Annotated in this window: 13 protein-coding genes; 4 read left to right on the forward strand and 9 right to left on the reverse strand. The window is 65.4% G+C overall.

What is annotated here, in order from left to right:
• Positions 1-764: 764 nt before the first annotated feature.
• A complete protein-coding gene (locus tag GV818_RS28610) occupies positions 765-1,394 on the reverse strand; it encodes an HAD family hydrolase (RefSeq protein WP_161778145.1) in 630 nt (209 codons plus the stop codon).
• A 169-nt stretch (positions 1,395-1,563) separates the two neighbouring features.
• Here GV818_RS28610 and GV818_RS28615 point away from each other — a divergent pair, with 169 nt between their 5' ends.
• Together GV818_RS28615 and GV818_RS28620 are read left to right on the forward strand one after the other, a co-directional pair.
• Complete coding sequence (locus GV818_RS28615; RefSeq protein WP_161778146.1) at positions 1,564-1,770, forward strand: DUF6021 family protein; 207 nt, start codon at positions 1,564-1,566, stop codon at positions 1,768-1,770.
• Between the two features lie 95 nt (positions 1,771-1,865).
• Positions 1,866-2,051 carry a hypothetical protein gene (locus GV818_RS28620; protein WP_025130118.1) on the forward strand — a complete coding sequence of 62 codons (186 nt, stop codon included), beginning with the start codon at positions 1,866-1,868 and terminating at the stop codon, positions 2,049-2,051.
• A gap of 67 nt (positions 2,052-2,118) precedes the next feature.
• Here GV818_RS28620 and GV818_RS28625 read toward each other — a convergent pair whose 3' ends face one another.
• The 6 genes from GV818_RS28625 to GV818_RS28650 form a co-directional block, all read right to left on the reverse strand.
• A complete protein-coding gene (locus GV818_RS28625; RefSeq protein ID WP_161778147.1) occupies positions 2,119-2,733 on the reverse strand; it encodes a hypothetical protein in 615 nt (204 codons plus the stop codon).
• 50 nt (positions 2,734-2,783) lie between these two features.
• On the reverse strand, positions 2,784-3,389 hold the full coding sequence (locus tag GV818_RS28630) for a hypothetical protein (RefSeq protein ID WP_161759919.1): 606 nt from the start codon (positions 3,387-3,389) through the stop codon (positions 2,784-2,786).
• A 49-nt stretch (positions 3,390-3,438) separates the two neighbouring features.
• The gene (locus GV818_RS28635) at positions 3,439-4,047 is read right to left on the reverse strand and encodes a hypothetical protein (RefSeq protein WP_161759920.1); all 609 of its coding nucleotides are present in this window, start codon (positions 4,045-4,047) and stop codon (positions 3,439-3,441) included.
• Between the two features lie 101 nt (positions 4,048-4,148).
• Positions 4,149-4,562, reverse strand: coding sequence for an LIC_13387 family protein (locus GV818_RS28640; protein ID WP_161778148.1), 414 nt, complete (start codon positions 4,560-4,562; stop codon positions 4,149-4,151).
• A gap of 121 nt (positions 4,563-4,683) precedes the next feature.
• The gene (locus tag GV818_RS28645; protein ID WP_161759922.1) at positions 4,684-6,456 is read right to left on the reverse strand and encodes an acyl-CoA dehydrogenase C-terminal domain-containing protein; all 1,773 of its coding nucleotides are present in this window, start codon (positions 6,454-6,456) and stop codon (positions 4,684-4,686) included.
• 181 nt (positions 6,457-6,637) lie between these two features.
• Positions 6,638-8,260 (reverse strand): acyl-CoA synthetase, encoded by a 1,623-nt coding sequence (locus GV818_RS28650; RefSeq protein ID WP_161778149.1) that lies wholly within the window; start codon positions 8,258-8,260, stop codon positions 6,638-6,640.
• Positions 8,261-8,702: 442 nt separating this feature from the next.
• On the opposite strand from GV818_RS28650, the gene GV818_RS28655 reads away from it, so the two are divergent.
• Both GV818_RS28655 and GV818_RS28660 read left to right on the forward strand, forming a co-directional pair.
• Positions 8,703-10,592 carry a PAS domain-containing sensor histidine kinase gene (locus GV818_RS28655; RefSeq protein WP_161778150.1) on the forward strand — a complete coding sequence of 630 codons (1,890 nt, stop codon included), beginning with the start codon at positions 8,703-8,705 and terminating at the stop codon, positions 10,590-10,592.
• Positions 10,589-11,224, forward strand: coding sequence for a response regulator transcription factor (locus GV818_RS28660; protein ID WP_161778151.1), 636 nt, complete (start codon positions 10,589-10,591; stop codon positions 11,222-11,224). The genes GV818_RS28655 and GV818_RS28660 overlap by 4 nt, the downstream gene beginning before the upstream one ends.
• A 3-nt stretch (positions 11,225-11,227) precedes the next feature.
• Here the strand turns inward: GV818_RS28660 and GV818_RS28665 are convergent, their stop codons facing one another.
• The gene (locus tag GV818_RS28665) at positions 11,228-11,824 is read right to left on the reverse strand and encodes a TetR/AcrR family transcriptional regulator (RefSeq protein ID WP_161759926.1); all 597 of its coding nucleotides are present in this window, start codon (positions 11,822-11,824) and stop codon (positions 11,228-11,230) included.
• The gene (locus GV818_RS28670) at positions 11,817-12,668 is read right to left on the reverse strand and encodes a 3-hydroxybutyryl-CoA dehydrogenase (RefSeq protein ID WP_161778152.1); all 852 of its coding nucleotides are present in this window, start codon (positions 12,666-12,668) and stop codon (positions 11,817-11,819) included. The genes GV818_RS28665 and GV818_RS28670 overlap by 8 nt, the downstream gene beginning before the upstream one ends.
• Positions 12,669-12,694: the final 26 nt, after the last annotated feature.

Below are 12,694 nucleotides of genomic sequence, written 5' to 3' on the forward strand. Positions count from 1 at the left end.
GGGGGAGGGAGTTTGTTCGTGCTCGGCCGGGTTGCGGTCGTGAACCTGAGGCTTCAGGTTTCTTTAAGGAGAAGCGGTTTTGCAGTTGTTGGGGGGGAATGTGTAGATGTCCGTTGCTGCGGTCACTGGTGGTTTTGTTCTGGGTACATATCCGTTGCTGCGGTTATGGCGACGATTGGTTTCGCTCTTACAGCGACTCACTTTTGAACAGCGCAAAAGTAAGCAAAACGCTTTGCCCCTCCACTCGGTGCCTCGCCTAGGCTCGGCATGCCCTCTCTCCGGCATTGATCCGTGGGCCGCCGCCACAGGCCATCCATGGCCTGGGGCGGCTAACCCGGCATCCCTGCCGGGTTACCCACGGATCAATGCCTGCGTTCGGCCATCGTGTTTAAGGGGGCAGGCAGATCAAGATCAAAATCTGACGGCGGCCTATCGGCCGGCCTGGAGATTGGTGTGCGGACACCTCGATAGCTACATTCCGTTGCTTGGCTTTTGATCTTGATCTGGCTCTGGCTCTGGCTCTGGCTCTGGCTCTGGCTCTGGCTCTGGCTCTTGATCTTCTTGCCCTGTCAGGAGGCCAAGTGGAGGTGCTGCGCAGTGGCCAACTCAGCAGGGATGCCGAGTTGGCCGCCCCAGGCCATGGAGCAGGACCCGACGCTGGGGCAAGAGCCCTTTGGTTGCTTTGGGCTGGGCCGGTGTTTCGGGTTTTTCCAAAGTGACCCGCCGTCAGGGCGGAACCCTAAGTGGCCGTTACCACAGCAACCTCATCCCTTATCCCCAACCCCCAACTCCAGCAACTGCCCCCGGGTCTCTTCTGCTGACACGTGCTGAATCGCGTGCCACCCCAGCGCCCTGGCCGCCACAATATTCGGCGCATGATCATCAATGAACACCAGTTCATGGGGCGCAACATCCGGCAACTGCACGCGGATCCGGTTCAATGCCGTCTGATAAATCTCGGCATCAGGCTTGATCTGCCGCTCCTGCCCGGACACCACAATGTCGCGAAAACACCGCAGGAAAGGATAATTATCCCAGGCATAGGGAAAGGTCTCCTGGGACCAGTTGGTCAGTCCGAACAGTGGCATCTGCGCTTCATGCAACTCCTCCAGCAGCGCCACACCGCCGTCCAGCGGCCCCTTGAGCATTTCCGGCCAGCGTCCGTAGTAGGCCTCGATCAACGGCGTATGCTCGGGATGCTCGGCCACCAGGCTGCGGGTCGCTTCGGCCAGGGGCCGGCCGGCGTCTTGCAGGGTGTTCCAGGCCTGGGTGCAGACGGTGTCGAGGAACCATTGGCGGCGGTCGTCGTCGGGGATCAGTTGGCGGTACAGGTGGTGCGGGCTCCAGTCGAACAGCACGCCACCAAAATCGAACACCACGGCACGAATCGTCATGAACACTTCCTGTTGAGCGGTTGTGGGCCAGGGCGTCATCCTGCGACGCTGCGCTGCGCAGCGCAATGCAATTTGCCGGTGACCATTGGTCCGCTGGCCGGCACCCTTGGAACGGATCGCGATCCAACGCCTGTACCCGTCCTTTTGCGGGCTAGCACAGGAGCTGACCATGGCTGCCAAGAACCCCACGGGGCCGTGCTCGTCCGAGCACGCCTCGAATCATCATGACCCGGGTTTCGACCCCGATTCGCCAGACCTGGCCGACCCCCAGGTCGATCCGGTAGGCCCGGCCAGGGCACCCCTGGACCGCCCTGAACCCGAGCGCCGGCGCAAACGCTCGCGGGCCTACGATCCCCTGGCCAACCTGAGGAAATGACCGCGGCACGCCGACATGCGGCCGTCGCCGGGCCGTTCTGCGGGTGTAAGGTAAAACGGCCAAGCCCCAGGCACGCTGACAAAAAGGAGGTGTCCATGAGTACGCCGCTGCTGAACAAGTTGCAGATCAACGGTTATCAGGTATTGAGCGTCAACCACGGCCCCTGGAAGGTCTGCACAGCGGGTGACCGGCTCGCCACTTTCGGCACCCGGGAAGAAGCCCTGGCCTTTGCTGCCGCCTTGCCGGTGCGCAGGGCGTCACCGGCCACCCAGCATCGATAGCGTCCGGCAGAAAAAAGCCCCGATCGGTGCGGGGCTTTTTTGTGTCCGGGCTGCTGCCAGCGGCGGGTTAGTCGACAATCACCGGCTCGTTCGGATCATCGCTCAGGCACACGGTCAATTGCTCCCCGGCTTTGTTGAACGCGCAGCGGGGCAGGGATTGCTGCTTGATGAAGCTCAGCGGTGGCAGGATGAACGCCGCCGCCAGGACCAGCGCCCACAGGGTTTGCAGAAACAGCACATCGGCGCTGGTGGCGGCGGGCCGTGAGACGAGGCGTCGGCGCCAGTAGAAGTACAGGCCGCTGATAACGAACAGGCACACGATGCCCATCATGTAGTCCAGTTCCCAGTCCTGGGGGCTGAAGGAGCGGCTGCCATCTTCATCATCCGGGTAGGTGAGCCGCCACCAGGCCCCCAGCAGCAAGGGCACGAGCCCGGCCATCAGCCAGGCCATGCGCGCGCCGGGCATCCGGGTCAGCAGGGCCAGGACCAGGCCGATCAGGCACAGTACCCAGGCAAACAGGTACAGCTGAAAACCCATGGCGCCGCCGAACAACGTGCCGCTGACATCCCGCGGTTGCATCATTTGCACGTCGCACAACAGCATCACCGACAGCGGGATGGCGACGACGATCCAGCACAGGGGGCGGTACAGCCACAACCACAGGGTAAACAGGCGAGACATGGGCACACTCATCAAGGTCGAGAAAAGGAGGAATGAAGTCAGGGGGACGCTCAGTCGACAATCACCCGGGTGCCAGGGCCCAGGCATAGGCTCAACTGATTGCCGGCCCGGTCGAAGGCGCAATAGGGCAGGGGCTTGCGGGTGATGGCCTGCAGCGGTGGAAGGATGAAGGCCGCCCCCAGCACCAGGGCCCACAGGGTCCGTAACAACAGCGCATTGCGATTGGCGGGCGGGCGCGGCTTGAGCCGCTGCTGGCGCAACAGATGGACGCCGCTGTAGACCAGGGCAAAGCCGAAGACCATCACATAGTCCAGCTCCCGGGCCTGGATGCTGAAGATCAGGTTGCCGTCGTAATCATCCGGGTAGTTGATCCGCCACCACAGGCCCAGCAGCAGTTGCACCAGCCCGGCGACGATCCAGGCCAGGCGCGCGCCAGGTACCCGGGTCAGCAGAGCCAGCACCAGACCCAGGACGCTGAGGGCCCAGCCGCCCAGGTACATCAGAAAGCCGATGGAACCGCCGAACAGGGTGCCGCTGACATCCCGGGGGACGATCAGGTGCAGGTTGCAATGGATCATGGCGGCCAGCGGCGCGGCGACGGCGATCCAGCACAGCGGGTAGTAGAGCCGGGACCAGAAGGTGTTCAGGCGGGACATGGGCAAACTCGGCAAGGTGGAGAAAAGGCAGAAAAGGGTGGGGTGGCGCTCAGTCGACTATCACCCGTTCCTCCGGGGTGCCCAACAGGCACGCGCTCAGTTGCTCGCCGGCCTTGTTGAAGGCGCAGTGGGGCAGGGGCGGCTTGCTGGCATTGACCAGCGGCGGGATGAAGAAGCCCGCCAGCAGCAGCGCCCACAGAGTCCGCAGCGCCAGTTCATGGGCGTTGGCGTGGGGCCGCGGCTTGAACCGCTGCTGGCGCAACAGGTAGATGCCGCTGTAGGCCAGGGCGAAGCCGAACACCATCACATAGTCCAGTTCCCGGGCCTGGATGCTGAAGGTCAGGTTGCCGTCGAAATCGTCCGGGTAGTTGATCCGCCACCACAGGCCCAGCAGCAACTGCACCAGCCCGCCGATGATCCAGGCCAGGCGGGCGCCGGGCACCCGGGTCAGCACGGCCAGGCCCAGGCCGATGACGCTGAGGGCCCAGCCGCCCAGGTAGAGCATGAAGTCCATGGAGCCGCCGAACAGCGTACCGCCGACTTCCCGGGGCACGACCAGGTGCAGGTTGCAACGGATCATGCTGGCCAACTGTGCGGCCACGGCGATCCAGCACAGGGGGTAGTAGAGCCGGGACCAGAAGGTGTGCAGGCGGGACATGGGCAAACTCGAAGTGGGTGATTCGGCCCCGGGCCATGGCCGGAAGCTGCGGGATTCATGGGTGTCGGGCAGGGCCGGGGCCGCTGCGCAATGGGGGCCAGTCAGCTGAAAAGCAGCAGGGTGCCGGCACTGAACAGCACCAGCGCGATGCTGATGCCTGCCAGGGGAATGCGAAACCAGTAACGGATGGCCAGGACCCAGAGGCTGGCGAGAAACCCCAGGCCGATCAGCAGCAGGCCACGGGCTTCCTGCAGCAGCGCCGGGTGTAGCCAGGCCAGGTAGCCGTAGACCAGGCCGAACAGCATGGCCCCCAGGCTATGGCTGGCGTTGAAGCCGACCCAGGCCCGCCACAGGCTGGTCTGGCGGGTGATCATCGGCGACACCTGGCGCATGCGTTCGGCCAGGGCCGGATCACGGGGCTGGAATTTGTCGGTGGCGAAGGTGTAGATCAGGTGCAGGGTGCCGAGCAGCAGCACGATGGCTGAGCTGGCGATGATCAGGGCGGGGGCCAACACGTTTCTTCCTTGGGCGGTGTCCGGGTGCGCGGAGTATGCAGCGGCGCCCGAGGTTTTGCACCTGCGGGCGCGGCTTTTTTACCCGCCAGGGGCAGGGCGTTCGGGCGCCCCGCCCAGGGGTTCAGAAGTGTTCGGCGTCGAGGCCGAACAACGAGGAACTGCCGGCGCGGATGCTCTGTTCCAGACTGAGGACGCGCGGCAGCATGCGGCTGAAATAGAAGCGCGCGGTGGCCAGCTTGGCGCCGTAGAAACCGTCGTCCTCGGAGCGCTTGTGTTCGGCCACCTGAGCCATGCGCGCCCACAGATAGGCGTAGGCCACGTAGCCGAACAGCTGCAGGTATTCGACGCAGGCGCTGCCCACCGCATAGGGGTTCTGCGCCGCCTGCTCGCGCAGCCAGTCGCTGAGGTCTTCCAGGCGTTGCACTGCGTCCAGCAGCTCGGCGGCGTAGGCGGCGCCAGGCAGGTAGGCGTAGTCGCGGATCTCGCCGGTGAACAGGCGCAGGGCCACGCCGCCGTTGCCCACCACTTTGCGCCCCAAGAGGTCCAGGGCCTGGATGCCGTTGGTGCCTTCGTAGATCTGCGCGATGCGCACGTCGCGCACCAGTTGTTCCTGGCCCCATTCGCGAATGTAGCCGTGGCCGCCGAAGACCTGCTGGCCGAGCACGCAGCTGTCCAGGCCGGTGTCGGTGAAGAACGCCTTGGCCACCGGGGTCAGCAGCGCCACCAGGGCCTCGGCGTTTTGCCGTTCAAAGGGCTGGTCGGCGAACTTGGCCAGGTCCAACTGCTGGCCGACGTAGCTGGCGAAGGCGCGGCCGCCTTCGGTCATGGACTTCATGGACAGCAACATGCGCCGCACGTCGGGGTGAACGATGATCGGGTCGGCGATCTTGTCCTTGGCCATCGGGCCTGCGGGGGAGCGGCTCTGGGTGCGCTCGCGGGCGTAGGTGCGGGCGTTCTGGTAGGAGTTCTCGGCGCAGCCGATGCCCTGGATGCCGATGGACAGGCGCTCGTAGTTCATCATGGTGAACATCGCCGCCAGGCCCTTGTTGGCCTCGCCGATCAGCCAGCCGCTGGCGCCGTCGAAGTTCAGCACGCAGGTAGCCGAGGCCTTGATGCCCATCTTGTGCTCGATGGAGCCGCAGCTCACCGCGTTGGCCGCGCCCAGGTTGCCGTCGGCGTCGACATGAATTTTCGGCACCAGGAACAGCGAGATGCCCTTGGGCCCGGCCGGGGCGTCCGGCAGCTTGGCCAGCACCAGGTGGATGATGTTCTCGGTCAGGTCCTGCTCGCCGCCGGTGATGAAGATCTTGCTGCCGCTGATGCTATAGCTGCCGTCGGCCTGGGGTTCGGCGCGGGTGCGGATGATCCCCAGGTCAGTGCCGGCGTGGGCTTCGGTGAGGCACATGGAACCGGCCCAGCGACCTTCGTACATCGGCGGCAGGTACAGCTGCTTCAGCGCTTCGCTGGCGTGGGCGTCGATGGCCAGGCAGGCGCCGGAACTCAGGGCCGAATACAGGGCGAAGCTGGAATTGGCGGCGTAGAGCATTTCCTCGAACTGCACCGCGAGCATCTTCGGCATGCCCATGCCGCCGTAGGCCGGGTTGCCGCTCAGGCCGACCCAGCCGCCCTGGATATAGGTGCTGTAGGCCTCCTTGAAACCGGCCGGGGTGCGCACCTGCCCGGCGTGCCAGCTGGCGCCTTCCTCGTCGCCGCTGCGGTTGAGCGGGGCGATCAGGTTGGCGGTGACCTTGGCCGCTTCTTCGAGAATCGCCTCGGCGGTGTCGCCGTCCACGGTGTCGGCCAGGGCCGGCAGCCGCGCCCAGAGCTTGGGCGCGTTGAACACTTCATGCAGGACAAAGCGCATATCGCGCAGCGGAGCGTTGAATTCGGGCATTGTAGGAACCTCGGGCAAAAGGAGAGGTTGAGCGGCCGTGGCCGCATGAATCAACAACGAAAACCCCGCCACCCTGTAGGAGCCGGCTTGCCGGCGAAGAGGCCCGCAAGCCTGGCGTCGCATGGGCCGACGCCTTCGCTGGCAAGCCAGCTCCTACAAGGGCTGGGTAGGTGTATTCAGGCTAGAGGTTTTTCGCCATGTCGCGCAGGACGAATTTCTGGATCTTGCCGGTGGAAGTCTTGGGCAACTGGCTGAAGACCACAGTGCGCGGCACCTTGAAACCGGCCAGATGCTCGCGACAAAAGGCGATGATCTCGGCTTCGCGCACGTCCTGCTGGTCGGCCTTTAGAGTGACGAAGGCGCAAGGCGTTTCCCCCCATTTTTCGTCGGGCCGGGCCACCACGGCCGCTTCCAGCACCGCCGGGTGGCGATAGAGCACGCCTTCCAGTTCGATGGTGGAGATGTTCTCGCCGCCGGAAATGATGATGTCCTTGAGCCGGTCGCGGATCTCCACGTAGCCGTCCGGGTGGGTCACCCCCAGGTCGCCAGTATGGAACCAGCCGCCCTCGAAGGCTTCGGTGGTGGCGCTGGGATTCTTCAGGTAGCCCTTCATCACGGTGTTGCCGCGCATGAAGATCTCGCCGATGGTCTGGCCATCCCGGGGCGTCGGTTCGAGGGTTTTCGGGTCGGCCACCATCAGCCCTTCCAGGGTCGGGTAGCGCACCCCCTGGCGCGACTTGATCTGCGCCCGCTGCTCCAGCGGCAACTCATCCCAGGCCGCGTGCCAGGCGCACAGGGTCACCGGGCCGTAGACCTCGGTCAGGCCGTAGACGTGGGTCACCTTGATGCCCATTTCCTCCACGGCGCCGATCACCTTGGCCGGTGGCGCGGCCCCAGCCACCATGGCGGTGACCGGGTGGTCGATGGCCGCCTTGGCGGTGTCGGGCATGTTCACCAGGGCATTGAGCACGATGGGCGCGCCGCACAGGTGGCTGACCTGATGCTCGCGGATCAGGTTGAGGATCTTCTGCGGGTCGACCCGGCGCAGGAACACATGCACCCCGGCCAGGGCGGTGACGGTCCAGGGGTAGCACCAGCCGTTGCAGTGGAACATCGGCAGGGTCCACAGGTACACCGGGTGGTTGCCCATGGCCCAGGTCATCTGGTTGCCCAGGGCGTTGAGGTAGGCGCCGCGGTGGTGATAGACCACGCCCTTGGGGTTGCCGGTGGTGCCCGAGGTGTAGTTCAGGGCGATGGCCTGCCATTCATCCTCCGGCCACTGCCAGGGATACTGCGGGTCGCCCTCGGCGAGAAAAGCCTCGTAGTCCAGGTCGCTGACCGCCTGGCCTTCGCCGTATTCCGGGTCGTCGACATCGATCACCAGCGGCGGGTGATCAAGCATGGCCACAGCGGCGTGGATCACCTCGTGGAACTCGCGGTCGGCGATCAGCACCTTGGCTTCGCCGTGGGCCAGCATGAAGGCGATGGCCTCGGCGTCCAGGCGCACATTGAGGGCATTGAGCACGGCGCCGATCATCGGCACGCCGAAGTGTGCCTCAAGCATCGCCGGAATATTCGGCAGCATCACCGCCACCGTGTCGTTCTTGCCGATGCCGCGTCCGGCCAGGGCCGAGGCCAGGCGCCGGCAGCGGCTGTAGGTCTGGGCCCAGGTGCGACGGATCGAGCCGTGGATCACCGCCGGGTAATCGGGGTAAACCGCAGCGGTGCGTTCGATGAAGCTCAAGGGGGAGAGGGCGATATGGTTGACGGCAGACGGCGCCAGGCCTTGCTCGTAGATGGACATGGTTCGGGTACCCGGTGGCTGATTATTAGCTCTATTGGCCGAGGCTCGGGTGGCGTGTGCTGTGTACCTGGGGGCACCTACTGTAGGAGCCGGCTTGCCGGCGAAGGCGCTCTCAAGAACACCTGCGCCTGTAGGAGCCGGCTTGCCGGCGAAGGCGCTCTCAAGAACACCTGCGCTTGTAGGAGCCGGCTTGCCGGCGAAGGCGTTCTCAAGAACACCTGCGCCTGTAGGAGCCGGCTTGCCGGCGAAGGCGATCTCACGGGCCCCTTCGCTGGCAAGCCAGCTCCTACGCTCAGGTACGCAGCACACCCAGCGAAAGCTCGGTGACTTATCCGGGGTCTTTTATATACTGTTTGTCGATTGATATGGAAGTACTACCTGAGTTGTATAGTATTTATACTATATAAAGAGTCCGCCACTCCGGCCCCGAGATTGATCGACCATGTCCGACTCCACCCACCTGCGCCGCTGGTTGCGCTTGCAGCGCGAAGGCCGCTTGCCGGACTCGCCCTGGCTCGGCCACGACCCGCAACCGAGCCTGCTGCTGGATGCCCAGGCGCAGCCGCTGGACCTCAATCCGGCGCTGCGCCAGTGGCTCGATAGCGCCGCGTCGGGCGATCTGGCGGCGCTGCTGCCGGTCAACCACCCGGCGCTGGTGCGGGCCTGCCTTGCGCAGCAGCGCGCCATCGAACAGGTGGAAGCTCAATGGGGCGAACGCATCCTGCTCTGGAGCTTTATTCCCGATCCGCTCCAGCAGCGGGTGCTGGCGCGCTGCCAGGACGCCACCGCCCAGGTCCTGGCCGAGCGCGAGTCGGCCAAGGCCCGGCGCCTGTACCGGCTGATCACCGAGAACACCACCGACCTGATTTCCCGGCACACCCCGGACGGCAGTTTCCTCGACGCCTCGCCGGCCTCCTGGACCCTGCTTGGCTACTGGCCCGAACAACTGCGCGGCCTGCTGGCCCGCAGCCTGTTCCATAGCCAGGACCTGGCCGGGTTGATGCAGCGCACCCAGGATGCCCTGGAGCAGGACGGCTACCACACCATGACCTACCGCATCCGCCATCGCGACGGCCATTACCTGTGGTTCGAAACCGCCTGCCGGGCGATCCGCGACACCTACACCGGCACCGTGGTCGAAGTGGTGGCGGTGTCCCGGGACATCACCGCCCGGGTCCAGGCCGAAGAGAACAAGCGGCGGCTGGCGGAAGTGGTGGAAGCCAACCCCGACCCGGTGCTGTTCATCCAGCCCGGCGGCGCGGTGACCTACCTCAACCCGGCGGCGCAGCGCACCCTGGGGCTGACCGCCGGGCAGGCGCTGCCGCAGCTGGCGAGCATTCTCAGCGAGCCGGTGCTGTGCAGCCTGCAGCGCGAAGGCTGGGAGTGCGCCGAGCGCAGCGGCCGCTGGAGCATTGAAGCGCGCCTGCAACCACCGGCCGGCGGCGCCTCGGTGCCGGTGTCGCTGATGCTCCTGGCCCATCGCGCCGCCAGTGGCGAGCGCTTCTATTCCCTGGTGGCCCACGATCAGAGCGAGCGCGAACTGCGCGAAGCCCAGCAGCGCCACCACCAGGACGAACTGGCCCACAGCGCGCGGCTGGTGACCCTGGGCGAACTGGCCTCGGGGATCGCCCACGAGATCAACCAGCCGCTGGCGGCGGTGGTCAATTACGCCAACGCCAGCCAGCGCTATTTGCAGGCCCTGGACACTCAGCCCGAGGCCGCCCGCAAGGTTGCCCAGGGCCTGGAGCGGATCGCCGAACAGGCGACCCACGCCGCCGAAGTGATCAAGCGTCTACGGGCCTTCCTGCGCAAGGGCGGGCGCCGGGTGCAGGCCCTGGATATCGCCGAAGTGGCCCGGGAAACCGTGCGCCTGTGTGCCTGGGAAGCCCAGGCCAGCCAGGTGACGATCGACTTGCGCCTGGCGGATAATCTGCCGCCGGTGTACGCCGACCGGGTACTGCTGGAGCAGGTGTTGCTGAACCTGCTGCGCAACGCCATCGAGGCCAATCGCGAAGTGCATCCGCAACAGGGCTCGCACATTGTGCTGGCTGCCGAGGCGACGGCCGAAGGCGGGGTGCAGATCAGCGTCAGCGACCAGGGCCCCGGGGTCTGTGCCGAACAGCTGCCTCAGCTGTTCACCCCGTTCTACACCAGCAAGGCCAACGGCCTGGGGCTCGGGCTGTCCATGAGCCGCAGCATCGTCGAAGGCTTTGGCGGTGATTTGCAGGCCCAGCCCCAGGACCGTGGCTTGAAGATGTGCTGCCGGTGGCCGGCCACGGCCCCGGCCGATCCCGATGCAGCTTCCCAGCCGATAACAGGAGCAAGGCAATGACCCGTGAAGCGCAGCAGTTGGTGTACGTGGTCGACGACGACCCGGGCATGCTCGACTCCACCGTCTGGCTCCTGGAATCGGTGGGGCTCAAGGCCGTGCCGTTTACCAGCGGCCGGGAATTTCTCGAACACTGCGACCCCAGCCTCAATGCCTGCGTGCTGCTGGATGTGCGCATGCCTGGCATGGGCGGGCTGAATGTCCAGGAAGAACTGCGCCAGCGCGATATCCAGCTGCCGCTGATCTTTGTCAGTGGCCATGCCGACGTGCCCATCGTGGTCCGGGCGTTCAAGGCCGGAGCGGTGGATTTCATCGAGAAGCCCTACAACGAGCAGTTGCTGTTGGACAGCGTGCAGCAGGCCCTGAGCCGTGCCGACCGGCATCAGAGCCAGAGTGCCGGCCAGGCCGGTGTCCAGGCGTTGCTGGAGAGCCTGACGCCACGGGAGAAGGACGTGTTGCTGCCCCTGGTGCAGGGTTATACCAACCGCGAGATTGCCGAGCAGTTGGGAGTCAGCATCAAGACCATCGACCTGTATCGCTCACGGGTAATGAAGCGCATGCAGGCCGAGCACCTGCCGGAGCTGGTGGGCATGGCCATCGCCGTCGGCCTGGTGGACCCGTTGCAATTGCGCTGAGGCTCAGGCCACCGCGCTGTGCAACGGCGTGCCACCCAGCAGCCGCTCGATAGCGCCGCTCAGCAGGTTTTCCAGCAGGGCTTCCCGTTCACGTTCGGGCAGCGGTTGTTCACTGAACCAGCTGGGGGCGCTGTTCAGCAGGTTGGCCAGGGCATGGGCAGCGACGCGCTGCGCCTGCGGGCCGAGGCCGGGCGGGGTGCCCAGCAATTGCAGCAACTGGTGCTCGTAGCGTTCGCGCAATTGCCCAACCCGCAGTTGCTGGTCGGGATTGAGGCAGCCACTGTCGCGCTCCACCAATCGAAAATGCCGTGGCAATTCCCGGTGCAGCTTCAGGTGGGCGCGGATCAGCGCCGGCAGGCAATCGCCCTGCACCTTACGCCGTTGCAGGCGCTTGAGGGTGCTGTGCAGCTCATCGAAGAACTCTTCGATCAGGTCCAGCAACAGGTGCTGCTTGCTCGGGTAATGGTGGTACAGCGAGCCCGGGGTCAGCCCCAGATGGCTCGCCAGCTCACGCATGCCGACCTGGCCGAAGCCCTTGCTGGCAAACAGCTCCAGGGCCTTGTCGCGGCTTTCGGCAAAGCGTGAGCAGCGCTCAGCCATAGGTATGGAAACCCCGACCGATCTTGCGTCCCAGGTAGCCGGCGGCAACCATTTCCTTGAGCAGCGGCGCCGGGCGGTACTTGCTGTCGTTGAAGCCGTCGTAGAAGGCTTCGAGGATCGCCAGCAGGGTATCCAGGCCGATCAGGTCGGCCAGGGCCAGGGGGCCGATCGGCTGGTTGCAGCCCAGGCGCATGCCGGCATCGATGTCCTCGGCGCTGGCCAGGCCTTCCTGGAACACCAGGATCGCCTCGTTGATCATCGGCACCAGGATGCGGTTGACCACGAACCCCGGGCGGTTGCCGGCGGTGATCGCGGTCTTGCCCAGGCGCTCGGCCATGGTCATGGCCAGGGCGTGAGTGGCGTCGCTGGTCTGCAGGCCGCGGATCACTTCGATCAGGCCCATCACCGGCACCGGGTTGAAAAAATGCAGGCCGATAAAGCGCTCCGGGGCACTGACGCTGGCGGCCAGCTGGGTGATCGACAGCGACGAGGTGTTGGAGGCGATCACGCATTCACTGCTGACCTGGGCGGCGATCTGTTGCAGCACCTTGAGCTTGAGGTCGAGGTTCTCGGTGGCCGCTTCGATCACCAGCTGGGCATCCTTGAGCACGCCGTAGTCGGTGCTGATGCGGATCTTGCCCAGCGCGGCGAGCTTGTCGTCTTCGCTCAAGGTGCCCTTGCTCACCTGCCGGTCGAGGTTCTTGCCGATGGTCGCCATGGCCTTTTCCAGGGCGCCCTGGGCGATGTCCAGCAGGGTCACCTCGAAGCCCGCCTGGGCGCAGACCTGGGCAATGCCGTTGCCCATGGTGCCGGCGCCGATCACACCGATATTCGCAAGATTCATCTTCAGCTCTTCCTTTGTTCATTGCC

This window comes from Pseudomonas sp. Fl4BN1 (assembly GCF_009908285.1).
Lineage (GTDB): Bacteria > Pseudomonadota > Gammaproteobacteria > Pseudomonadales > Pseudomonadaceae > Aquipseudomonas.

What these genes read in the sequence shown, in the direction of transcription:
- GV818_RS28620 (WP_025130118.1), top strand. Translation starts at nt 1,866, where the DNA reads ATGAGTACGCCGCTGCTGAACAAGTTGCAGATCAACGGTTATCAGGTA.
- GV818_RS28630 (WP_161759919.1), bottom strand. Translation starts at nt 3,389, where the DNA reads ATGTCCCGCCTGAACACCTTCTGGTCCCGGCTCTACTACCCGCTGTGC.
- GV818_RS28645 (WP_161759922.1), bottom strand. Translation starts at nt 6,456, where the DNA reads ATGCCCGAATTCAACGCTCCGCTGCGCGATATGCGCTTTGTCCTGCAT.
- GV818_RS28615 (WP_161778146.1), top strand. Translation starts at nt 1,564, where the DNA reads ATGGCTGCCAAGAACCCCACGGGGCCGTGCTCGTCCGAGCACGCCTCG.
- GV818_RS28635 (WP_161759920.1), bottom strand. Translation starts at nt 4,047, where the DNA reads ATGTCCCGCCTGCACACCTTCTGGTCCCGGCTCTACTACCCCCTGTGC.
- GV818_RS28655 (WP_161778150.1), top strand. Translation starts at nt 8,703, where the DNA reads ATGTCCGACTCCACCCACCTGCGCCGCTGGTTGCGCTTGCAGCGCGAA.
- GV818_RS28665 (WP_161759926.1), bottom strand. Translation starts at nt 11,824, where the DNA reads ATGGCTGAGCGCTGCTCACGCTTTGCCGAAAGCCGCGACAAGGCCCTG.
- GV818_RS28625 (WP_161778147.1), bottom strand. Translation starts at nt 2,733, where the DNA reads ATGTCTCGCCTGTTTACCCTGTGGTTGTGGCTGTACCGCCCCCTGTGC.
- GV818_RS28660 (WP_161778151.1), top strand. Translation starts at nt 10,589, where the DNA reads ATGACCCGTGAAGCGCAGCAGTTGGTGTACGTGGTCGACGACGACCCG.
- GV818_RS28650 (WP_161778149.1), bottom strand. Translation starts at nt 8,260, where the DNA reads ATGTCCATCTACGAGCAAGGCCTGGCGCCGTCTGCCGTCAACCATATC.
- GV818_RS28670 (WP_161778152.1), bottom strand. Translation starts at nt 12,668, where the DNA reads ATGAATCTTGCGAATATCGGTGTGATCGGCGCCGGCACCATGGGCAAC.
- GV818_RS28610 (WP_161778145.1), bottom strand. Translation starts at nt 1,394, where the DNA reads ATGACGATTCGTGCCGTGGTGTTCGATTTTGGTGGCGTGCTGTTCGAC.